Source organism: Paenibacillus sp. 11B, assembly GCF_030487755.1.
Lineage (GTDB): Bacteria > Bacillota > Bacilli > Paenibacillales > Paenibacillaceae > Paenibacillus > Paenibacillus vandeheii.
In genome coordinates, this window is sequence record NZ_JAUKNS010000001.1 from 1,511,610 (window position 1) to 1,535,493 (window position 23,884).

Annotated in this window: 20 protein-coding genes; 6 read left to right on the forward strand and 14 right to left on the reverse strand. The window is 44.8% G+C overall.

Translation table 11 applies throughout. The features are described 5' to 3' along the window. Window positions 1-50: 50 nt before the first annotated feature. The 3 genes from licT to Q0V21_RS06755 form a co-directional block, all read right to left on the reverse strand. Window positions 51-902: a BglG family transcription antiterminator LicT gene (licT, locus tag Q0V21_RS06745; protein ID WP_301878143.1), complete on the reverse strand. Its 852-nt coding sequence runs from the start codon at window positions 900-902 to the stop codon at window positions 51-53. Window positions 903-1,135: 233 nt separating this feature from the next. Continuing rightward, window positions 1,136-2,560: a glycoside hydrolase family 1 protein gene (locus Q0V21_RS06750; RefSeq protein ID WP_301878144.1), complete on the reverse strand. Its 1,425-nt coding sequence runs from the start codon at window positions 2,558-2,560 to the stop codon at window positions 1,136-1,138. Window positions 2,561-2,793: 233 nt separating this feature from the next. Further along, window positions 2,794-4,251, reverse strand: a complete 1,458-nt coding sequence (locus Q0V21_RS06755; RefSeq protein WP_301878145.1) for a glycoside hydrolase family 1 protein — start codon at window positions 4,249-4,251, stop codon at window positions 2,794-2,796. A gap of 486 nt (window positions 4,252-4,737) precedes the next feature. On the opposite strand from Q0V21_RS06755, the gene Q0V21_RS06760 reads away from it, so the two are divergent. Together Q0V21_RS06760 and Q0V21_RS06765 are read left to right on the forward strand one after the other, a co-directional pair. Next, on the forward strand, window positions 4,738-5,499 hold the full coding sequence (locus tag Q0V21_RS06760) for a LuxR C-terminal-related transcriptional regulator (RefSeq protein ID WP_301878146.1): 762 nt from the start codon (window positions 4,738-4,740) through the stop codon (window positions 5,497-5,499). A 115-nt stretch (window positions 5,500-5,614) separates the two neighbouring features. Next, a complete protein-coding gene (locus Q0V21_RS06765) occupies window positions 5,615-6,403 on the forward strand; it encodes a hypothetical protein (protein ID WP_301878147.1) in 789 nt (262 codons plus the stop codon). A 101-nt stretch (window positions 6,404-6,504) separates the two neighbouring features. Here the strand turns inward: Q0V21_RS06765 and Q0V21_RS06770 are convergent, their stop codons facing one another. After that, window positions 6,505-8,256 carry an ABC transporter ATP-binding protein gene (locus Q0V21_RS06770; protein WP_301878442.1) on the reverse strand — a complete coding sequence of 584 codons (1,752 nt, stop codon included), beginning with the start codon at window positions 8,254-8,256 and terminating at the stop codon, window positions 6,505-6,507. Between the two features lie 145 nt (window positions 8,257-8,401). On the opposite strand from Q0V21_RS06770, the gene Q0V21_RS06775 reads away from it, so the two are divergent. The 3 genes from Q0V21_RS06775 (at window position 8,402) to Q0V21_RS06785 (ending at window position 13,263) form a co-directional block, all read left to right on the forward strand. Further along, a complete protein-coding gene (locus Q0V21_RS06775; RefSeq protein WP_301878148.1) occupies window positions 8,402-9,844 on the forward strand; it encodes an ABC transporter permease subunit in 1,443 nt (480 codons plus the stop codon). Window positions 9,845-9,856: 12 nt separating this feature from the next. Further along, on the forward strand, window positions 9,857-11,371 hold the full coding sequence (locus Q0V21_RS06780; protein WP_301878444.1) for an ABC transporter permease: 1,515 nt from the start codon (window positions 9,857-9,859) through the stop codon (window positions 11,369-11,371). 65 nt (window positions 11,372-11,436) lie between these two features. Continuing rightward, window positions 11,437-13,263 carry an ABC transporter substrate-binding protein gene (locus tag Q0V21_RS06785; RefSeq protein ID WP_301878149.1) on the forward strand — a complete coding sequence of 609 codons (1,827 nt, stop codon included), beginning with the start codon at window positions 11,437-11,439 and terminating at the stop codon, window positions 13,261-13,263. Between the two features lie 61 nt (window positions 13,264-13,324). On the opposite strand, the gene Q0V21_RS06790 is transcribed toward Q0V21_RS06785, so the two are convergent. Then, window positions 13,325-13,834 (reverse strand): hypothetical protein, encoded by a 510-nt coding sequence (locus tag Q0V21_RS06790; protein ID WP_301878150.1) that lies wholly within the window; start codon window positions 13,832-13,834, stop codon window positions 13,325-13,327. A gap of 185 nt (window positions 13,835-14,019) precedes the next feature. Between Q0V21_RS06790 and Q0V21_RS06795 the strand changes: the two genes are divergently transcribed. Beyond that, window positions 14,020-14,220 carry a hypothetical protein gene (locus tag Q0V21_RS06795; RefSeq protein ID WP_094936863.1) on the forward strand — a complete coding sequence of 67 codons (201 nt, stop codon included), beginning with the start codon at window positions 14,020-14,022 and terminating at the stop codon, window positions 14,218-14,220. Between the two features lie 91 nt (window positions 14,221-14,311). Here Q0V21_RS06795 and Q0V21_RS06800 read toward each other — a convergent pair whose 3' ends face one another. From Q0V21_RS06800 to Q0V21_RS06840, 9 genes are all read right to left on the reverse strand, one after another. After that, window positions 14,312-15,016, reverse strand: a complete 705-nt coding sequence (locus tag Q0V21_RS06800) for an ankyrin repeat domain-containing protein (protein ID WP_301878152.1) — start codon at window positions 15,014-15,016, stop codon at window positions 14,312-14,314. 13 nt (window positions 15,017-15,029) lie between these two features. Then, a complete protein-coding gene (locus Q0V21_RS06805; protein ID WP_301878153.1) occupies window positions 15,030-16,535 on the reverse strand; it encodes an S-layer homology domain-containing protein in 1,506 nt (501 codons plus the stop codon). Between the two features lie 119 nt (window positions 16,536-16,654). Beyond that, the gene (locus Q0V21_RS06810; protein ID WP_079351154.1) at window positions 16,655-17,347 is read right to left on the reverse strand and encodes a response regulator transcription factor; all 693 of its coding nucleotides are present in this window, start codon (window positions 17,345-17,347) and stop codon (window positions 16,655-16,657) included. Beyond that, window positions 17,325-18,824, reverse strand: a complete 1,500-nt coding sequence (locus tag Q0V21_RS06815) for a sensor histidine kinase (protein WP_079351153.1) — start codon at window positions 18,822-18,824, stop codon at window positions 17,325-17,327. The genes Q0V21_RS06810 and Q0V21_RS06815 overlap by 23 nt, the downstream gene beginning before the upstream one ends. A gap of 258 nt (window positions 18,825-19,082) precedes the next feature. Further along, complete coding sequence (locus Q0V21_RS06820) at window positions 19,083-19,820, reverse strand: cyclase family protein (RefSeq protein ID WP_301878155.1); 738 nt, start codon at window positions 19,818-19,820, stop codon at window positions 19,083-19,085. A gap of 82 nt (window positions 19,821-19,902) precedes the next feature. Next, a complete protein-coding gene (locus Q0V21_RS06825) occupies window positions 19,903-20,532 on the reverse strand; it encodes a type 1 glutamine amidotransferase family protein (RefSeq protein WP_301878157.1) in 630 nt (209 codons plus the stop codon). Between the two features lie 152 nt (window positions 20,533-20,684). Continuing rightward, entirely contained in the window at window positions 20,685-21,800 is a 1,116-nt protein-coding gene (locus Q0V21_RS06830; RefSeq protein ID WP_301878158.1) for a hypothetical protein, read from the reverse strand. Between the two features lie 174 nt (window positions 21,801-21,974). Then, entirely contained in the window at window positions 21,975-22,514 is a 540-nt protein-coding gene (locus Q0V21_RS06835) for a GNAT family N-acetyltransferase (protein WP_301878159.1), read from the reverse strand. Between the two features lie 301 nt (window positions 22,515-22,815). Further along, entirely contained in the window at window positions 22,816-23,742 is a 927-nt protein-coding gene (locus tag Q0V21_RS06840) for an NADP-dependent oxidoreductase (RefSeq protein ID WP_301878160.1), read from the reverse strand. Window positions 23,743-23,884: the final 142 nt, after the last annotated feature.

A 23,884-nucleotide genomic window follows, 5' to 3' on the forward strand; every position in this document is an offset into this window, starting at 1 on the left:
ATCATTATTCAACGTTTAGGTTTTGCCTTTTTTGCAGTAACAATCCCATACTATTCGATTGTTTGTTCCGTTCTGACAACACGTTCAATGTGAATCGTCAGATATAGAATTTCTTCCTTGGACAAGATCCGGTTATAGATCTTGCGGGTGTAATCGTTAATCTTAACAGCACAAGCATGTGCCTCAGGATATTGTTTGCTCACCAGATCATGAAGCGGATTATCTGCTTCCTTATCTTCAATCGCTGTACCATGCAATACGCGCTGAGCAAAGAACTTCAAATGCGTCAGGAATCGATAATAACTCAGTGAATCCTCATCCAGTTCAATGACAAAGCTGCGTCGTACGATGTTGAGTATATCTTTAACGATATTCGTAATACTGATGGTTTCCCTCATCTCGCCATTCATCTGTGCATTTACCAGATGCATGGCGATGAATGCGCATTCGTCTTCGGGAAGCAGGACGCCCAATGTTTCTTCAATAATCTGCAGCGCCTTGAGTCCAATAACATATTCCTTGCGGTACATGCGCTTAATCTCCCAGAACAATGCGTTACGAATCTGCAAGCCCTGACGATGCCGGTCAATGGCAAAATGAATATGATCCGTTAGTGAAATGTAGATGCTCTCATGAAGCTTCTCACCCAACACGGTCTCGGCGTAACGGATAATCTCATCCGAGCATTCAACATATTCAACTGGAATATCAGACAGAAGCGTTTTCAGTTTCTGCGATACTTCCTTGCTTTCCAATGAGAATATTTTTTCGACCAGACTGTCGTCTATCGTTTCACCAGTATGCTTTTTGAAGGCTATGCCTCGTCCCATGACGACCAGTTCGTTTCCTCCCGGATCAATCACAGTAACTACGTTGTTGTTCAGCACCTTCTCAATTTTCATTTCTTCACATCACCTTGCACCGTCAAAGTAGTAAAAGGCAAAACCAAAACAGGTCATAAAACACATGCCCGCTTCTGGTTTTGCCTGATTGAACAGTAACAATCCAGTATTCATTAGCCTTAGGCCCATCTTACCATATAATTATCTATCTGACAATGTTTTTGTGAAAGCGGTTAATGTGCTTAAATACGACACAAGAAGATGCTACCCACATATGTCTTTAGAACTAGAAATTAATGGTTATCGGATTTTAGACTTGCGCCGTTTGTACCAATAACTTCTTTGTACCAATGGAATGATTTTTTCTTGTAACGATTCAGTGTACCCGTTCCATCGTTATTGCGATCCACATAGATAAAGCCATAACGTTTCTTCATCTCTGCTGTGGATGCACTCACCAGATCGATGCAGCCCCATGAGGTATAACCCATAACTTCAACGCCGTCTTCAATCGCTTCTCCCACTTGTACCAAGTGATCATTCAGATATTGAATCCGGTAATCATCATTCACCGTTTTATTGCCATTTTCGTCTGTGATCAGCTCATCTGCTGCACCCAAACCATTTTCGACAATAAACAACGGTTTTTGATAACGGTCCCAGTATTTATTCAGCGTCACGCGCAGGCCTTGCGGATCAATCTGCCAACCCCATTCACTTGCTTTGAGATAAGGGTTCTGTACACCTGCAAACAAATTCCCTTTGCCTTCAACACGCTTCTGTGGGTCACCTGTCTCACAAATACTTACATAGTAACTGAACGAGATGAAGTCCACCGTATGTTTCAGGATTTCAGCATCGCCATCTTCAAACTTGATGTTGATATTATTCGCTTTGAAGTAACGATTGATGTATTTCGGATAATAGCCACGTGCATGAATATCGGCAAAGATGTCATTGCGCTGTTCCGCATGCATTGCAGCTACCACATCATCCGGATTTGGTGTCAGCGGATAGGTTGGCATGCTGAGTACCATACAGCCAATTTTCGCTCCAGGCATGATCTCATGTCCCAGTTTGACAGCCAGCGCACTTGCCACCAGCTCATGGTGGATTGCCTGATACAGATCCTGTTTGGAGAGTTCGGATTTGGGCGTGTAAATCCCGCCGCTCATGAATGGCTCCTCCAGAATGGAGTTAATTTCATTGAACGTCAGCCAGTACTTCACTTTGCCTTTGAAACGGTTAAACAGGACGGTTACATAACGCTCGTAGAACTCGATCATTTTACGGTTAACCCAGCCGTCATATGTTTTGGACAAGTGCAGTGGTGTCTCATAATGAGAGATCGTTACGAGCGGTTCAATCCCGTATTTGTGGCATTCGTCAAACAGATCATCGTAGAACTGCAAACCTTTTTCGTTTGGCTCCAACTCATCACCTTTAGGGAAAATACGGGACCAGGCGATGGAGGTACGGAACACTTTGAATCCCATCTCAGCAAACAACTTAACGTCCTCTTTGTAACGATTGTAGAAATCGATACCGATCAATTTCAAGTTATCCTCTGTCGGTCCTTCCGTTCTTGGCGTCGTAATCCCATGCGGCATTACATCCTGAACAGACAGGCCTTTGCCATCCGTATTGTATGCTCCTTCGAGCTGATTGGCTGCGACTGCGCCGCCCCATAGAAAATCCTTCGGAAATGGTGTTGTCATCTCTGTCATCCTCTCTGGTTACGTTATGTTCATTCTTTGTTAAAACAGTTGCCCCTATGCCCGTGATCACATCAAAAAGCGGACAATGCACCAACTTAAAGGGCTTCAGATCAGATCAGCTACCGATAGCCTGCTTTAATGTTGGGTTTTGCCCGCTTATGCGGTAACAATCCCGAATAGCCTAATGATATGAAGCAATCCGGGTTCAAGATAAGATACAGGAATCAGGCCAATTACAGCTGCTCACCATTGCTGGCTATTACATTTTTGTACCAGTCAAACGAATCTTTTTTCGAACGTTTAAGTGTTCCATTACCTTCGTCATCCAGATCCACATAGATGAATCCATAACGTTTGGACATTTCTGACGTGGACATGCTCACGAGGTCAATCGGGCCCCATGCTGTAAATCCAATCAGATCTACACCGTCCTTGATCGCTTCTTTCATTTGTTCAATATGTTTTTTCAGATAATCCACGCGGTAGGAGTCATGAATGGAACCATCCTCTTCCACGCGATCATATGCACCCAGACCATTCTCAACAATAAACAATGGTTTTTGGTAACGATCCCAGAAGTTATTCAACGTTACGCGCAGACCAATTGGATCAATCTCCCAACCCCAATCGGAAGCTTCGAGATAAGGGTTTTTGACGCCACCAGTCAGGTTACCCGTTGTTTCTTCTTTGTCTGCGGATGCAGATTTAGTTACGGACATGTAATAGCTGAAGGAGATGAAATCCACTGTGTTGTTGAGCAAAATTTCATCATCGCCTGCTTCTTTCTGAATCACGATGTTGTTTTCTTCAAAATAACGAGCCATGTAGTTCGGGTATTGACCACGAGCATGCATATCCGTGAAGAAGAGGTTAATCTGATTTTCATGTTGCGCCAGTCGAACATCTACCGGGTTACAGGTCGCCGGGTACGTTTCCATACGTGCGAGCATACAGCCCACTTGGGAATCAGGAATAATCTCATGAGCAAGCTTGGTTACCAGCGCACTTGCTACAAATTGGTGATGCAGTGCTTGATACGTCGTTTGCAATTGGTTGTCCACTTTATCGATCAGGATACCGCCGCCAGTGTATGGGCTAAATAGCATAACGTTAATTTCATTGAACGTCAGCCAGTATTTCACTTTATTTTTATAACGATTGAACACGGTTTCTGCATATCTCACATAGTGCCCGATCACTTCACGGCCTGCCCAGCCATTGTATTTCTGTGTCAGACCCAGCGGAGTTTCATAGTGAGACAACGTCACAAGTGGTTCAATTCCGTATTTCAACAGTTCGTCGAAGACGTTGTCATAGAATTTCAGGCCAGCTTCGTTCGGCTCTTGATCATAACCGTTCGGGAAAATACGAGCCCAGTGAATGGACAAACGGAATACCTTGAAGCCCATTTCGGCAAACAATGCGATATCTTCTTTATAGTGATGATAGAAATCAATACCAAAACGTTTAGGGAAACGTTCTTCAATTTTGCCGGAGAGGATCTCTTCAATTCGTGTAGAGGAGATTTCCATGGCATGTCCACCTGTACGCTTCTCTTTGGGAACATGCGCAATCATATCCGCAGTAGAGAGACCTTTGCCGTCCTGATCGAATGCACCTTCCAATTGGTTGGCAGCTGTAGCGCCTCCCCACAGGAAGTTTTCGGGGAATCCTTTTTTTGCCGTGGTCATAACGAACAACCTCTTTTCGAATTTTATTTGGGTTTTTCCGGGATAAAGTGGCTGTATTTCAAGCCAAAAAACAAGAAAAACCTAAACTCAAGGTAAAATAGCTCGCAAAAAAAGAGCCTTCATTTCACCATCAGTTTAGGTTTTGCCTGTCTTCACAGTTACAATCCATCAAAAGATGTTATTGCGTATTCTGTTGTTTTTCTCTTGTAATGTAAGCGTAACATATCTATTTTGCAAAATCAACTTTCCACTCCATCCACTCACTGATCCGTTTGAACTTATTGAGGCATACATATAATCGCTGCTCTTAGGGCGTTCGATATAACTCTTTCATACTCATGTAAATTCCCGCCCTGAAATAGACATCGTAACCCCCAAGTCCTACGATAAGCAATTCATCCTTAAGCCGCTTGAAACCGATTCCGGAAAAGGTAGACTTAATTTTAAATGTTTATTGGGAAAATGGATAGCCAAGGAGGACACCTTATGTCTGCACGAACATCTGCCTTACGAAAGAGCTGGTCCGAGAGCGAACGAGTTGCTCCCGGTACGGCACATATTCAATATGTAACGAAAGCCAATCTGGACAGGATTCGTAAAATCAATCATTTTCTGATTAGTGCCTTCCAGCAAAGTCTATCGGATATCAAAGAAAATCTGTCCAGCACGTATCTCTTTCTGCTCACCGACTCGCATGGGGTCCTGCTTGCCATGGATTACAGCCCTGATTTGGAACAGGTGGTGAAGCAGTCACCCATCCGTCCGGGTATGATCTTTACGGCCAGAAGCTGTGGCGTCAATGCCATATCCGAATCAATGGACACACATGGAGCTGTCCAGCTGCAACCTGAGCAGCATGAGAATCCTCTTTTTCGTAGCTGGCACTGTTATGCTGCACCTTTGTCTGTTGGACTTCAACATGTCGGCTATCTGGACGTCTCGACGATTAATGCGGACATGCAGAGCGAACTGATTGCAATCGCCAAGTTGATCCCGGCTCATATGCAAAATCGTTATCAGTGTAACCTTGCCGCGTCGGTCGAAGAACCGCAATCGGTAGAGTTCACCAAACGCCAGTTAACCATCCTGAAAATGATTTCTAACGGACTAACGGTTAAAGCGATTGCTTTGAAATTAAAAATCAAGGAATGTACCGTAAATCATCATAAAAAAGTGATTTTTAACAAATTAGGTGTACAATCCAGCACCGAAGCTGTTTCAATTGCCAGCCGTCTGTCTTATCTATAAAGGTACCCCTATAGATTCCTATAGGTGGTAAACACGAACATCTGTGCTAAGCTTTTTAGGTACGCACGATTACAGAGAGACAAAGAGAACACACACACATTTCCAGGAGGGTAATATGTCTATTCCAAAAAAAGCTTCATTGTTTTCCATGTTGATTATGATTTTGTTGGTTGCTTCAGCCTGCGGCGACAAAGCGGATAACAACGCCAAAACGAATGAATCCACTACAACGGAAACCACTACCGGCACAGATACAGACACAGCCAAGACGGAAGATACGGAAAACACAGAAAGCTCTGAAGCATCCACTTCCGAGTCCAAGGAAACAGATAACTCCAAAGAAGTTGAATTGGGAACTACGGAAAAAGGCTCTTATAACAATGACTATTTCGGTGTATCACTGAAATTCCCGGAAGCTTGGGAGTTCCAGGATGCAGACGGCATGAACGAGCTGACGAGCGCTTCCTCTGAGGCTATTGCTGGAGACGATGAAACGAAGAAAAAACAAATTGAACTGTCTCAGGCCAAAACACTGAACCTGTTGATGGCTTCACAATATCCATTGGATGGAGGACAGGTTGGTCCTTCCGCTATGGCGATTGCTGAAAAAGTAAGCCTGCTGCAAGGCATTCGCACAGGTAAAGATTATCTGGAAGCAACGAAGAAATTTATGGTGAACAGCCAGTTCCCTTATGAATACAAAGAATTCACAACCGAAACCATCGGTGGCAAAGAGATGGACCTGATGCAAATCACGATGGATGCGGGCAATGGTTCAACCATTACGCAAGATTACTACAGTACGATTATTGAAGGTTATGCGTTTAACTTCATCTTCACATATCTGGATGACACATCGAAGGCCGAGATCGATACCATTAAGAAATCCGTTCAGTTCAAGTAATATATCCACTGTGCCTGCCGGGCATGGAATAGAACCCCGCGCAATGATCTTCCACAGATCACTGCCGGGGTTCATTTTGTAGTGAAGTTGAATGTTTCACCTTATCCGGAAATCGCCACCCAATGTCCCTCTTTTACTTCCACCCACCTGGACTGCTCCAGATTATAGCGATCTTCTACTTCTACCGTTTCTCTCGGTGTTTCACTCACAGGATGACGTTTTTTCATCGCCTCCACAGCCGGGTCCGGAACCGGGATGGCCGACAACAATGCCTTTGTGTATGCATGCTGGGGGTTCGAATAGAGCTCCTCACTTTCTGCTAACTCCACAATCTTCCCGTTATACATGACAGCAACATGATCACTGATATGTTTCACCATGGACAGGTCATGTGCGATAAACAGGTATGTAAGACCAAGTCGCTGCTGCAACTCTTCAAGCAGCTGTACAATCTGGGCCTGAATGGACACATCCAGCGCAGACAACGGCTCGTCACATACAATAAATTCAGGTTCCACGGCCAGCGCACGAGCGATTCCGATCCGTTGCCGTTGTCCACCTGAAAATTCATGAGGATAACGCTGGGCATGAGCCGGATCGAGGCCGACCATCTCCAGCAATTCCTCCACACGCTTTTCCCGTTCAGCGGGACTGCCGGCAAGACCGTGAATATCCAAGGCTTCCCCAATAATGTCCATGATTCTAAATTTCGGATTAAGCGACGCATACGGGTCCTGGAAAATAATCTGCATATGCCGCCTCATCGTTTTCATCTCTGAGGCAGAAAGGCGATTGAGTGGTACTCCCTTAAACAGGACGTCCCCACCTGTAGGCTCATGCAGTCGAAGAATGGCTCGACCTGTAGTCGATTTCCCGCTGCCCGATTCGCCCACGACCCCAAGTGTCTCCCCCCGGCGAATCTCGAAACTGATATCGTTCACAGCTTTTAAGGTGTTGCCTTTGCCCAGATTAAAGTACTGCCTGAGGGACTTCACCTCCAACAGAGGCTGATCATCCTCCAGATCGCGTGGCACCAACGAAACGAGTTTCGGCTTTTTCTTCTCATCTAATCGAGGCAATGCATTTAGCAGTCTGGACGTATATGGATGCTTCGGATATGCAAAAATCTCTGTAGTTGTCCCGGATTCCACAATCTGCCCGTCTTTCATGACCACGACCCGATCACACATGCCTGCCACTACGCCGAGATCATGGGTAATCAGAATAATGGAAGTGCCCAGCCGTGCTTGCATATCTTTCATCAAATTAAGAATTTGGGCCTGAATGGTTACATCAAGCGCAGTTGTGGGTTCATCTGCGATCAGCAATTCAGGCCGGCAAGCAAGAGCAATGGCAATCATCACCCGCTGACGCATACCTCCGGAAAATTCATGTGGATACTGATTGAAACGTATTTCACTCCGGGTGATACCAACCAGCTCCAGCATGGCGATCGCCTGCTTCTTCGCTTCTCCTCTGGATAGCTTCTGATGTTTAATCAGACTTTCGGTAATCTGTTTCCCTATTTTAATGGTCGGATTAAGAGAGCTCATAGGGTCCTGAAAGATCATGCCGATGTCACGGCCACGGATGCTCTCCATCTCTTTTTGCGTTTTATGGACCAGATCTACTCCTTTAAACAGGATCTCACCCTTTTTCATCTGCGAAGGAGGAGAAGCAAGCAGTCTCATAATGGAACGTGCCGTCACACTCTTCCCACTGCCGGATTCCCCTACAATGCCAAGGGTTTCCCCTTTCCGCACTTCAAAACTGACTTCCTTCACCGCCTGAAATTCACTCTCTCCGGAATGAAAAGAAACGGACAACTCATTTACTTTTAGCAAAGGTTGCATGTGATCACCAGCCTCATCCATATTTTCACATGTGCTCATATGTATACTCTTCCATACCTTGACAATTGAATAGACTCTAAATAATATATACTATATCAATCGGAATAATGCAATTTAAAATCAAATGAAAGGAGGCTCGCATGGTTTGAATCTTGCAAAAGGCAGCAAAATGTCACAGCTTGTATACACCCTGGGTTTTATTTATGGCAAAATGCTGCTTCATCCCTCCTATCGATATGTTCTATTTATTCTCGGACTGCCCGTTAATCTGATTGTGCTTCTGGTCTGGCAATCCAGAAAAAAAAAGGATGGCTGGGCCCTGGTTCAACAGGCTGTTGAGCGTGATATGTTATCCAGTTCTTATCGAGATAAACTTCGGACGGACGTGGAAGAACAGTTGAGGCGTAAACACCGTTTCTTTCAGCAGCAAGTTAGTAAGGCTGAGTTTGAGCGCCAGGCGGAGGAGTGGCTGAAGGAATCCGTTCAGAAGGAGTTAAAGGAACGAACGTTCAGCAAGCTTCAGGAACTGGGGACACAGCGCCTGACGATGGCGGATACGTTCCAATCCCTGATTGATAAACCGTGGTTTCTTGCGGCATCGGTTATTCCGGGCTGTCTGATGTACGTCATAATGCTGTTGTATGGCAATCCTTATCTAAAGTACATATTTGAAAGAATTCTGATGACGGTATTCGTCATTCTGGGCGTAGCTACACTTGTATTCACCATCTTATACCTGTCTCCATTCAATCCGGCGGCCAACATTCTCGGAGAGACGGCGACACAGGAACAGATCGCGGCTTTCAACCATGTGTATGGCCTGGATCAGCCCTACCTTGTCCAACTCTGGAACAATATCAAGGGCGTAGCACTGTTTGATCTCGGCAAATCTTTTTCAGGGAATGAAGATGTCACGGCTACGATCGCCAGAAAGTTCCCAATCACATTAACACTGGCCGTTATCTCCTTGCTGCTTGCCCTTGTCATTGCATTGCCAATTGGGATTATCTCGGCGATCAAGCCCAATTCACTGTTTGATTACACATTCATGTTTATTGCATTGATTGGATTATCGATTCCGAATTTCTGGCAAGGACTTATTTTCATCCTGAATTTCTCGATCAAGCTGCAGTGGCTTCCCGCTACCTTCAATCCGCAGAACTGGCTCTCTATTATTATGCCAACGATAGTTCTCGGAACCGGATTAACCGCTGCAGTAGCCCGTATGACCCGTTCTTCCACGCTGGAAGTTATTCATGAGGACTACGTGATGACTGCCCGTGCAAAAGGGTTAAGCGAACGACATGTCATGCTGAAACATGCGGTACGTAATGCATTAATTCCAATTGTAACCGTGGTTGGCCTGCAATTCGGAGGCATGCTTGGAGGGGCGGCAGTAACAGAGAAAGTGTTTAATATTAGCGGGCTCGGCAGCTACATTGTGGATAAACAATTTATACCCGATATTCCGAGTATTATGGGCGGAGTAGTGTACACAGCGATTACAATCTCCATTATTAATGTGGTGGTAGATCTTCTCTACGCTTTTATTGACCCGCGGGTACGTTCCAAGATGAAACAATATTAAAGCAGGTGCATGATGACAAAATCGGGTTCACTCACACAGGAAATGCGTTTTCGACTTAAGTCTTCACAGGAGTACAGTCAGGCGAGCTTCGCCTGGGTCACTTCCCTTCTCTTGTCGATGTTACTGTTATTCAACATCTATGACTGGAGCCTCCAGGTGTTCAGGCCATTTCTGCTGACAGCACTCGGAATCTATCTATTTTTCACGCTGGTCCAGAGTGTGCTTACGCTCCGAATTCGGAGCGACCTGATTCGGCAGGGCACAATCTCTGTGCTGACTCGCAGACTCGCCTGGGTTCAGCTGCTGGGTATCGTTTCCGGCAATATCTTTATCGTAACGGCCGCTTTTCACCTGATCAAAAAGACAAAGAGCATTGAGTATACATTTGCGGTGTATATGCTGCTGACCCAGCTGTTCGTTATTGGGGTCTCGGCACTCAATATATTCAAACCGTATGTTGCGGATACGTTTTTGCCAGCCATGGCGGCGCTGCTGTTTATCCTGGTGATTGATTTGGTTGTGCTGTTTATCGTATCCCGATATACCTCAGCCTCGATCATCCCGCGCTGGATGCTGGGCGTAAGTACGATACTCATCCTGACTTCGGTCACAGGCAATGTGTTCGCACTGCTGCTGGGTATTTCCATCATTGGACGAATTCGCAGACAGGGTAAACAAAAATCCAACTTCTGGAATGATCTGTGGGAGCGTCTCGCTCCGAATGTCACAGCAATGTCCGGTTTGTTTTTTATCATTTTCCTGTTCTCGATATCGATTTGCAGCTTCTTTACTTTTGATTACAGCATGGCTGTAGAAAATAACTACTCGGCCTTGCTTCAGTCCCCATCGCTCGCCTATCCCTTGGGAACAGATGACTTTGGACGGTGTTTATTTTCCCGGATTGTATTCGGTGCCCGTATATCGTTAATCGTGGGTTTCATGTCAACTCTGATTCCGGTATTCATTGGCGGTATTCTCGGAGCATTCTCGGGATTCTATGGAAGACATACAGACAATATTATCATGCGATTGCTGGATATTCTCTATGCCATTCCGGGTATTTTGCTCGCTATCGCCATCATTGCGGCGTTCGGGGCCAATACGGTCAATCTTATTCTGGCGCTCAGTCTGGGCTCGATCCCAACCTATGCACGAACCATGAGAGCCAGTGTACTCTATGTATCTACTTTTGAATTTGTTGAAGCCGCACGTGCGCTGGGTTACAACAATCGGTCTATTATTTTCAAACATATTATTCCGAACTCACTCGCACCCATGATTATTAAGTCAACGCTCACCATCGGCGGGGCAGTCATCGCCACCAGCAGTTTAAGTTATCTGGGGCTCGGCGTGGAGCCGCATATTCCTGAGTGGGGCAACATTCTCAAGCTGGGCAGTACGTATCTGGAAACCCATTCATATCTGGCCATCTATCCAGGTCTGGCAATCATTCTGCTCGTGCTCTCGTTCAACTTTCTGGGAGACGGACTGCGCGATGCGCTTGATCCAAAGCTGGAAAAGGCTTAACTTACCGCCTTCAACTCAATTTGGAACAATAATTATGAACTATGAACTTATCTGGAGGTATTTTCATGAAAAAACGTACGTTGATCGCACTACTATTGATTCTCGTCCTTGTAATCTCAGGTTGCAATGTGAAGACCAAGACGGAATCGCAGTCCGAGACTGCGCCATCCGATAAATCGGAGAACACGCAAAACCAAAAACCGGTAGACATCGAATTACTGGCTCAGAGCTCTTCCGAAAATGACGTGAATATTATCCGCGACCAGCTCACCAAGAACGGCTTCAATGTAAAGCTGAATCTGCAGCCGGATTACGGCAGCTACAAATCCCAGCAGGATGCAGGGAATTATGATATTGCGTTGTCCAGCTGGACAACGGTAACTGGAAACCCGGATTATGCGGTCCGTTCTCTTTTCAAAACGGGTGGGGATTACAGCATTCTCGCAGATGAGGAAATCGATAAACTTATTGACCAAGCCGCTACTCAGACTCCGGATGACTACAAGAATACGTATAAACAATTGGAGGACCGCTTGGTAACGGATCAAGCCTATATCGCTCCGCTGTACATTTCCCTGAAAAGTCAGGCTGTGAATAAAGACATTCTGAATGTAGATACGGTTCGCTTGTCCAAATCCCGCGCCATGGCATGGGAACCTATTGAATTCAAAGACAGCTCCAAAAATACAAAAGAACCCTTAATTCTGACACAAACCGCTTCCGTCCTGACTTCCCTTGACCCGATCAAAGGAAACGACGGTTCCATCAACCAATTGAATACCAACATGTATGTACGTCTCGTTAACCTGACAGATGACGATCAGCTCACAGCAGAGGGATCGCTCTCCCACAATTTCAGCATTGCGGAGGGGAACTCGGAGTATTATTTCATTCTCAGAGACGATATCAACTTTGCGAAGATTGAAAATAAAAAGGCTGTAGATACGGGTGAACGAGTCGGTGCAGATGACGTCATCTTCTCTCTCGATCGCGCCAAAAACAAAGATTCCGTACCGGATCACCGGACATACAGCCTTCACGAACATATCAAGGAGGCCGAGTTGGTAACGGATCTGGGCGCCTTGGAATCCATTCAGCAATCCAGTGGCAGCGGTACGGTTAAAGAAGCATTGGAACAAGGGCTTGGCACCAAAATTACGGAACTGGTCACGGACAAAAACAAAGCCAATAACGCTGCCGGGAAGTATCAAGTTGTGAAACTCACAACCACGGAACCCTTCCCGCAAGTATTGAATTATCTGGCTCACCAATCTGCTGGTATTGTGTCCAAAAAGCAGGTGGAGAGCATCAATACGTATGATGTAGCTTCGTTTGACGTGAATAAAGACATTCCTTACGGCGATCAGAATACCGTGACTGAAGGTGCTTCGTACAACAACACCCTGTATGCCAGCGGCCCATATATCTTGGCATATAAAAATGATTATGAAGGTGTATTCTATCAGAATCCCGGCTACCGTAAAGGCTCTGAATATGCACCCAAGATTTCTCAGGTGAATGTACGATTCATCTCGGATGCCGACAGTGCGCTATCTGCTCTTCGCAGTAGCGAAATTCACTTATACTACGGGGTGCCTGAAACGAAATATGACATCATCAAAGGTGACAGCAAATTGCAATTGCAGAGCATTCCGAGCAATGGGGTTTCCTATCTGCTGTTCAACACTGCCAATCGGGAAGTTGCCAAGAGCAGTGACCTGAGAAAATCCGTACTGTACTCCATCAATCAGGATGACATTCTGCAATTCTACAAAAACAATAAACTTAAGGCGTACTCCACAGTAAGCCCACTTGTTCAGACCGGAAATGAATTGAAGTCCGATCCGGCAAAAGTGAAAGAATTCTTGAACGCCTATCAGGCTTCCAAGTAACAATACAGACAAACGGCTGTCTCCCGGATCAATCCAAGATCCAGATGACAGCCGTTTTATTTTATAAGGAGAATGTTTTTGTTGAGCAATCTGCTTGATATTTTCGCTGTACGCCAGGCAGAAGAGTGACGATCTGGATACCGACTCCCCAAGCAAAATAGACTAGATGGATAATAGATACATGCTGTATCCAGTATACCTGAGCCATAATCCAGATGATCAGAGTAAATCCCGTATATAACGAGAACGTCCACCCCCAGTATTGATTCGAGTAAAGATTCAGTTTCTCACCTATTTTCCAGTGAGTGCGGCGAATGAGTGAAACGGCAATGATCAGTGGCACAACGCCAAGAACCAACATTAGTATAATTCCCGGGATCAAAAAACTGCCAAACGGAGAATGCTCTAACAATGAATCCGGCATATGGACAAGATTTCCCGATGGATCGATAATGAGTGCTCCCCCTCCAATGATCGCACCAATGCCCAGTAACCCCTGCATAATAATGAGCACCCACGACCTTCCAGGTCCACATTCATGCTTCCTTTCACCTTCATCACCCTTCCTCATCCCTCACCCTCCAGACATGTTATACAAATTTTACTGAAAGTTCTATTCCATTTTCACATATGGAGAAGGCTGAATCCTGTGCTCTATCTCACTAGAATCGTCCAAAAAATTCGATTATGGTAAAACTTGATAAAAGAACGTACGTTCGGTATAATGAAAATATACTTAATGAGCGAGAGGCAGATATGGACGACAAATTTATTAAGGAATTGCGCGAGATTGGTCGGGATGACAGACGAAGATCCGAATTTATGATCCAAGGCATGAAAGAAACACTGCAGGGAAGAAAAGAAGAAGGTATTTTCAAGCGCTGGATACGGCGTAAGAAAACAGAGAAGAAAATTTCACAACGGTTTAATCAGGATCCCTCATCGGATCAAAAGTAACCACATAAAAAGGAGGCGGAATATGCCTCCTTTATTATTTATCTGTATGCCTCTTCATCTAAAACGAATGATGCAAAATACAAACGATGCTCTATTTCGCACCAGCGCGGACTAGAATCTCTTCGATTTCCTTAAAACCTTTATTCCTCGCATGAATAAGCGGTGATATTCCATCACGATCCATAAGGTTCACATCTGCTCCATGATCAATGAGTAATTGAATCGTCTCCTGTTGCCGTTTATTGCCATCGTTTAAAATGATTGCTTCCAGCAGGGCTGTCCACCCCAGTTGATTAACATGGTTCACATTTACTGAGGTTTGGGTCAGAAGTTCTCGTACCACATCAACGTAGCCGTGCTCCGAAGCTGGAATAAGTGCCGTCCCTCCATATCTATTCGTTATCGATGGGTCGGCTTCCGCCTCAATTGTCAGCTTCAAAATATCCAAGTAACCTTCAGCGCCAGCGTACAAAAACGGGGTATTCTTCATATCATCCTGTACATTAACATCTGCACCCGCTTGTATCAACAGTTTAGCTGTTGCCAGATCATTGTTGTATGTTGCAATCATGGCAGCGGTTCTTCCGCTCTGATCTTGAGCATTGATATTGGCGCCTTCTTGAATCCATTTTCCGATACTTTCGCTGTCTCTACCCTCAGCTGCCTTAAATAGCTGTTCATCTGGTGAAGTCAATGCCTTCTCCTCCACCATCGAGTCATCTCTCACTTCAGGTACACAGCCTTGAACGACAAAAATACTGCTTATTAGAATTATCATCATCAGCGACTTACTCATACTGCCTCCTTTATTACAGTGCCACTGTTACCGAAGAAGCAACACTCCAATCGCCAACTGGACTTATCGTATAGGTGATCCCTGGGATCAACTTGTCATCATTAACAAGATCGAATAAGCCCGTTGCACCTTTCCGGCTTGAATATTTATAAGTGGCTGTAACAACGGCCCCGCTAGGTGAAGTTAATGTTACACTTCGACCAGAGAAGAGTTCATCCCCAGGATCTTGTGCCAGTGAAACTTCAATTGAAGTTTCACTCACAGCTTGAGCATTCGCAACCTTCAGCGCATCAAACGATCTCGCGACGAACGAAGCGTTATTGATGTTGGCCCAGTCAGATGAAACGGTATACGTGACACCGGATTGCAAAGTTTGTCCTTCAGGCAAACGGAACTTCGGTTCTTGTTTGCCATCTGTCGATTGCGTGAACGGAACATATTTGGCAACGATTGGCTCGCCACCTTCTGGCGTAATCACGACTTGTCTTACCTGCATGGAAGAGATAATTTGAAACGTTCTGCCTTCTGCTTGTTCTTGGTCATTCAATACAAACGCATTGGCCCCTCGACCACCGCTGTAGGCCGAAATGATATAGCCGTAATCCACTACACCGTCCTCTTGTAATGCTTCAATCTCGAATGTATCATTCGTTATTTGACTAGCAGTTGTCATGCTTAATTTTGTACCACTGCCTTCAAAGGTACCCGCATCCCGACCTTTATACCTGAGACTGTACACTTCTTCTGCATGTTGAACGGACGTTGGAACGATGTAAGTCGCGATGGACCCTGTTTTCAGACGAGGCATGTTGGTCAACGTCAATCCACCACTAAGCGCAAAATCGGTTTGTGCCTTGGAAAACACTTCATTTGCTGATGTCAGGGGCTTATCGAACGTGACGATTAAGGTAATTGCATTCAGTGATTTAACGCTCTGGATTTGAGCCTGCTCCGAAGGAATGGCCTGATGGGCCGTTTGCAACAACACCGCCGTTTCACCGCGCGTGGTCGAACCGTTCTCGGAGTAAAAAGTACTCATCCAATGATGAACGGATTTCACATCACGCTGCATCGCTTTGGATACGACTTGTTCCAGTTCTGCATCCGTAACTTGACTTTGCGCATGAAATTGTCCATTGTTCGCCTGCATAATACCAAGTTCAACGAGCTTTGATGCATACGGCGCATACCATGCTTTAGGACTGATGTCTGTTAATTCTACACGTTCTCCCGTTTTGCCCTCCAGATTAAACGTCTTAAATACCAATGATGCTAATTCAGCACGGGTAATGGCCCTACGCTCACCCATCGATTGATCTGCATATCCATTCATAATCCCCAAGCTGTTCAGTTTCTTGATGGCAGCCTCAATCTGGTGGTCAGTAAGCTGTGTCGCAGTAGTTGCAACGTTAGTAACGTATGTAGCTGCTTGTGCCTGATTGGCAGTTAGCGGGAATGCTGTAGCGCCTAATGCAGTTATCGTTAAAAATGTAGCCATTTTCCGGGTTATAGGATTCATATCTGAATTCCTCCTCTATAGGTTGAAGTTGCCTGTAACTATAGAATAGAGGACAAAAAGAAACTCCCAAGGACAAAAATATTAAAAAATTATAAACTGAATCTAATTTTTCTCGAAACTTATATGGTGAACCGGTAACCCGCACCCCAGACGGTTTCAATATACTCCGGATTTTTGGGATCTGCCTCCAGCTTCCCACGCAGTTTGCGAATATGGACGGTAACCGTCGCAATATCTCCGCTGGAATCCATGCTCCAGATCCGCTCGAAAAGATCGGGTTTGCTGAATACCCGATTGGGATGACTCGCAAGAAATACGAGTAGATCGAATTCCTTGGTTGTAATTGCTACCTCTTCGCCATTAGCAAACACGCGGCGCGCGCTCTTGTCGATATGAAGCCCGCGAATATGGATCTCATCTTGTTCGGCTGGTTTGCTTTTGCCAAGCAATCTCTCATATCGGGTCAAATGAGCCTTTGCTCTTGCAACCAACTCACTTGGACTAAACGGTTTTGTAATAAAATCATCAACCCCCAAATTGAACGTTCTAATCTTATCGATCTCCTCCTTCTTCGCGGAGACGACAAGGATCGGCACCTCCTTTACCTCACGAATGCGCCTGCAACATTCAAAGCCGTCCAGTCCCGGAAGCATCAGATCAACAATAATGAGATTGTAACTTCCCTCCAGAGCCAGCTTTAGCCCTTCATCTCCGTTATGGCAGAGCTCCACCGAAAACCCGTTGAGTTCAAAGTAGTCCCGTTCCAATTCCGCAATCGTTGTTTCGTCCTCAATAATCAAGATGTTTGTCATTACCAACTAGCCTCCACTCTTCATTCAGCCGTTTGAGTTTGATATAAATGATTGTGCCATCATCGGGATTACTTTTCGCCCAGATGTAGCCTCCGTGTCCATCGATGATTTGGCGGGCTATCGCCAGTCCCAATCCACTTCCTCCTGTTGAGGAATTGCGGGATTGCTCCGCTCGATAAAAGCGTTCAAATATATAAGGCAGCGCCTCTTCCGGTATTCCCCTGCCATTGTCCTTAAAGGCTATCGTAGTCCATTCGTCATCTGCTTGAAGTGTAATGCCGAATCGTTTTTGTTCATTCTCCATATATTTGAGGGCATTATCCACTACATTGACAACGGTTCGTTTTAATTTATCCAGATCCACAGAAGCCATGACCGGATCAGACGCCCGATTTTCCCAATGCAAGAGCACCCCTTTGTCCTCAAGATCGTATCTTAACTCTTCAATGCTGTCTTCCAGGAAATCGACAAGATCTACCACTTTGAAATGGAAGGGTTCCTGATTCAAGTCGAGCTTCGAATACAGAAATAGTTCATCCACCAACTTATCCATGCTAACTGCTTTCGAGTGAATAATATTTACGTATGATTCCATTTTTTCCGGAGTATTCGCAACTCCATCCCGAATCCCCTCAATATAACCTTTAATATTAGTGATCGGCGTGCGGAGGTCATGCGAAATGTTGGAGATGAGTTCTCTGCGATTCGCTTCGTCTTGCTGGCGTAACTCATTGGAGCGTTGCAATTGATTCCTCATGCTCTCAAATGCTTCGCTGAGTTGTCCAACCTCATCATTGGAGCTAACTTGAGGCTTGAAGGACAAATTCCCATCCTTAATCTGTTCGGCTGAATTCCGAAGTTGATTCAATGGCTTAATAAAGCTGCGAGTGATCCAGCGGAATAAGAGCAGATTCGCGATGATGAGGACACCGATGAGCAGAAGTGACATCACAGGTAGCAGCTTGCGAGTAAGTTCCGCAAAAGGACTTCTCTCTCGAATGACGAAGATGCTCCCTCGTTCCCCATCTGAATATTTAAAATCAAATTTCGCATATGCATAGAATCGCTCACTTATGTTGAAGGTACTGCGAATCTGATAATTGTTAAGATCATAGGCAGGCAGTGCTTGTCTCAGTTCTGGCTGGTTGAAGGTCAGCGATTCGAAGATCTGGCTATTCTCCCGTCTGACGTAGAGTCCTGACTTCTCGGCTCGAAGCTTCATATCGTACTCGCGCAGCAAAACCTTGTTTTGCAGTTCATCGGGATCATTTTTGGCCAGAAACTTCATCTCTTGAAAGATCGTTTCTCCCTGTTCCGTGAGTGGGTTGACCTGATAATGTACTTTGTATATATCGCGAAAACCCTGCAGATCACCTGTCGCCGCAATTGTATACAGACTTGCCGTAAGCAGGATGAACAGCAAACTTATGACGAGCATTCCCGTGAAGGACAGCAACATTTTTATTCGAATGGACATGGTATCCCCTTCTCAATCAAGCTATTGGGTTAGTTAGTGCACATGTTAACACAAGATCGGTCCAAATGCCCCTATGAATTGAGTATTTCATATCTGCTCTCCTTGCCTGAACACAAGAAAAACCCAAGGTCCTTAACATGACCTGGGTTTCTCGACAATCAGAAGAGAGATACATCTCCCTTGCTATTTACATATTCGGATCATTGGGTAAGAACTGTGTGTGAGTCAAATTTCGATATACCTATATTCAACCTTGTTTTACGGCAGTATGGCAAACGAGCGGACTGGAAAGCCAGACGCCTTTTCCGCCTTGGGTACGATATTGAAGATCACCGCACCTTTGGCCGGCACCTGATCTAGATTCGTTAACAGCTCTACCTGATATGTATCCTGGGCAAGTACATAATATTCCGCCAGAAGCGACCCGTTCTTTTGATAATCCACGGCTGAATCGGTATCGAAGGTTTCATGACCAATCGCCTGTATTTTTCTTTCCTCGAATAAAAACATTAGCGCACTGACTGACCATCCGGGTGCATGACTATTTCCCTCTGCATCCTTGTTGTCGAAGGCTTCATGACTGGGCCAGCGTTTGCTCCAATCGGTACGCAGTGCTACAAAGCTGCCAGCTTCAATCACACCATGCTCTTTTTCAAACTCAAGAATATGCTCGACATCCAGCGTGAAATCCGGATTGCTCTCTACAGCCTCAGATTGATCAATGACTACCAGTGGTAGCACAAGCTCCTTCAACCCCAATTCATCCAGATAACGGGTATCACGCACAAAGTGAATCGGTGCATCCAGATGCGTACCATATTGTCCGGGAAACCTGAAACTCTGGGCAAAGAAGCCTTGATCGTGATTAAACAACGTATCAAATTGTGCCGCAGCAAAAGCTGAGAAATGTGGAGATTCCGGACCAAACGTATGAGTCAGATCCACCCACTTCTTTTCTTTTAATAATTGAATCGCTTGAATGAGCTCATTGGACATCCGAATCACCTCATACATAGAATGGAATAAATTCCTCCTATTATATCTTATTCCACCCTATGCGAAAATATCGAAATACCAACTATTTGATAGAATTCATTAACTCGAAAAAGTATTTTGGATCATGAGTCTGATATAGATTGAACCATGAATCTAAAGTCTCCGGTGTAAATACATCCAGTACCTTCAATACATGCATCGCGAATTCCAACGGTGCTATGCCGGATGCAGTAACCAAATTGTTATCCGTTACGGCCGGTACCCTCTCATAGTATTTTTCTCCCATGTAATGAGGACAAATCATTTTCAAATAGTCCAGATCGTTGCTTGTATGACTTCTGGAGTCTAACAATCCCATCCTTGCGAGTCCAACGGTTGCCCCACAAATTGCCGCAACAATATGACCCTGTTCTAATGATGTCGCAGCTTTTTTCAATATCGGTTCGTGAATGGTTCCCATCCAAGTATCTCCACCCGGAAGAACCAACACATCCGTGCTTTCTAACATACACTCATCCACAGAAACGCGAGGCAGTATGTCCATCCCTCCCATGGTAGTCACCGGACTTTTATCAACACCCACGGTAACCACCTCTATCGGTCTCAGCCCTTTTCTAAAATATCTTCCCGAGTTTAGTTCAGCAATTAAATAACCCACCTCCCAGTCTGACATCGTATTAAATACATAAAGATACACTTTTTTGATATGCATAATGCACTCCCCTTCTATTTGATACCCCTATTATAAAAAAACTTTACTGACATCTTCCGTCAGTAAAGTTTTTAAATTTGATAATAATTAAACACAGACTTGCCTTCTTATTATCCATTTTGGAATTCATTCCGCCTCATTATTCCCTGTCCTCAAACTCTGTTTATGTAAAATAATTCGAACTCAGCAACAGAGTCGAACTGGTTGATAGATACGCCTTCTCTTTTAAGCTGATTCTCCAACTGATCTATAAGCTGCAGGACGGCTAATCGCAACGGTTCAAAATCGTTTGGATTTAACAGTGCAACCAGATCAGGATACCCATAATTAACGTAAAACTCGCGATGCTCACCCATGTCAATAATGCCAGGCCAGCGTCCCTTTTCTGCCGCGTACAATATTCGGGATAACCCGTCTTGCACCCCAATAGCAACGAAGAAAGCTGTTTCGTAATGGCCTTTTTCGCACGCGGTTAACAGTTTATTTATCATACCTTTTTCCTCTTCGTAGTACCCCCGCAGTTGCTCTTTATAAGAGCGAAGCTCTTCTTGGCTGTTTTGTCGCTCCGATATGAGACAAAGTGTATCCGCTGTCAGATTCTCGCACGCTGATATTATTTCATCTGGAGAAAGGCTGAACATAATGGTATCAAGGAATGGGTCCAGTTGATCCGGTTTAATGGGGAGATTTCTAACTTGCTCACGATAGTGACCCCAACTGCGCTTATAGTAAATTTGGTTTAAAAAGCCAAGCGACATGAAAATGTTTCCCGCAATCTCTTGAGCCTGGGTTCGACAATAGGAAAGATCCTTGGCATTTTTGGAAAGACGCATTTTAGCTATGCTGATCAAGCATTCCTTTAGTGCGGATTCAGCTTTGTTGATCATATCCGATGTTCTGGCTTTACTCCCCATGTTCGATATTGTTTCGCGAAGTTCCATGAATCTGACTAGATCATCATCTGATCGGACATATAACAATTCACAGTCTGCTATAATCGTCGTATTCCATTCTTCAGATGTTGCCATCCGTTCAGCACGATCCCATCCGATGGGCCAGAAATCAAAACTGATACCGTCGATCATAAACTGGCACTCCGCTTCTCTACCCTTGGCCGTCGCTGGAATGAAGAAGAAATCCAAATCCGAACGTTCAGTCGCTCGCCCCTGCAAATATGATCCGTAATAGCCGACAATTGCAACGTCTTGAGGGTAATGAGTCTTAATATGTTTAACAATAATGTCTGATACAGCAAAAACATCAACCATCAGATAACCTCCCATTGTATTTCAATATCAGATTGTCTACTTGATTTGCATTTGAAAAGGAACATCATCAAAACGGGGCACCAACTGAAGAAATCATTCAGCCTACATCCGCCTCAGATTTAATTTATCGTTTCCCGTTATTTGAAAAAAGGCTACCACTAGGGTAGCCTACTCTCATATCTTCATTTTCGAGTATTCACTTTTAGTCAAACCATAGAGATATTCATCGTAATGCTGTCCATTAGTGAATACCATATTTCTGAGTTTCCCTTCTTGGACAAATCCAAGACGCTCATGAAGTTCTAGTGAACCTTCATTAAAAGCATAAATATGTGCGGTAACTTTCTGATAGCGTAACTCCTCAAAGTAATATCGCAACAATATTTTTACAGCTTCTGAAGCATAACCATTGCGCCAGAATTCTCTGAAGATAGCAACACCGTACGTAAAAGTTCCATTTCGGGTATCACAGTTATTCGAACTTATACTTCCTACTAATACTCCATCTATAGTCTCGACCGCGAGCATAATTTTATCCCCATCAGAACCACGAGATGCCTGGAATTCAGCCCAAGCCTTGGTACCCTCTTCTGATCTTGGGAAATTTAGTCTAGCACAGTCAGAATCAGAATCATTATTGTGGAACTTATCCCAATCAGTTGGGAGAATTGCACGTAATCTAACTTTATGACCTGTCCAAATATTATTTTTCATTATAGATCCTCCTAAGGTTTATTTACTCCTACCTCACTCATATCTGAATTAAGGCGGAGATCTGGCCTTGGGATCTAAGTCTCCATAGACTACATCGTTCTCATTCCTTTCAACACTTACATCAAGTATATACCGTAATATTCCATTCTTTCAAATTATATTATTCGTGTGCTCTCTTTACGCATAAAAAATACACCTCCTAAAATCTCACCGGTTCCCCATATAGGTATGTCCAATGTCAATTTTAGGAGGTGTACGTTAGAACAAAAAGCTAACTTAAACATTCAACGGTAAACCTCATCTATTCTACTCGTATGACCAGTTTTCCGCGTGTATGATGGGTTTCGCTTTTTTCGTGTGCTTCACGCAGACCTTGTTCACTCAAGGGGTATGTCTCATCAATAATGGGTCTCAGCTTGCCCTCAGCAGCGAGCTCAGCCAACTGATCGAGTTGGTCTCCTTTGGGTTCCATCATGAACACGTTGGCGGTTACACCTGCTTCCTTAGCCAGCGTTTCATCCGGTTGTTCCACAAGCGATACCAGACGTGCACCGGGCTTTAATACCTTGAAGCTATCACGTTGAATGTCGCCACCCATCGTGTCCAGCACGACATCATAACCGGAGAGAATCTCCGAGAAGTCTTCTTTTTTATAATTGATAAAATGATCCACACCCAGCGAACGGAGCAATTCCTCATTCGATTCACTTGCGGTGGAAGCCACTTCAGCGCCAAGATATTTGGCGATCTGAATGGCATAGGTTCCTACACCACCTGCTCCCGCGTGAATGAGAACCTTCTGTCCTTTGGCAAGCCGTCCATGTTCAACAAGTGCCTGCCAGGCCGTCATGGCTGCTAATGGTATAGCAGCTGCTTCCTCGAAGCTCAGTTTCTCTGGAATACGGGCAATGATGTCCGCATCCACGGCCACATATTCTGCATAGGTTCCGAAATGACGAGGACGGGCAAATACACGATCTCCCGCTCTGAACCTCGCCACATTGGAACCCGCTTCTTCTACCGTACCGGCGACATCCCCGCCCAATATGAGTGGGAAAGAATCCGCAGCCTCTTTCATATGACCTTGTCTGATTTTAAAATCCACCGGGTTCACAGAAGTAGCATGAATGCGGATCAGCACCTGATTCACTCCACATGTCGGCTTGGTCATTTCCTTTTCCTTCAATTGTTCCGCTCCACCGAACTCTTCAATCACAATGGCTTTCATTAGAGATACCAGCCTTTCCATAGGATTATCGTTATGCTCTCCTTCTTCATTACCCTTCCCGATCGTGCACTTGACCTATATTCACGAATTCGCAGCAGGTTTGGGGTCACAATCCTGATCACGAACCATGATATAATGTAGA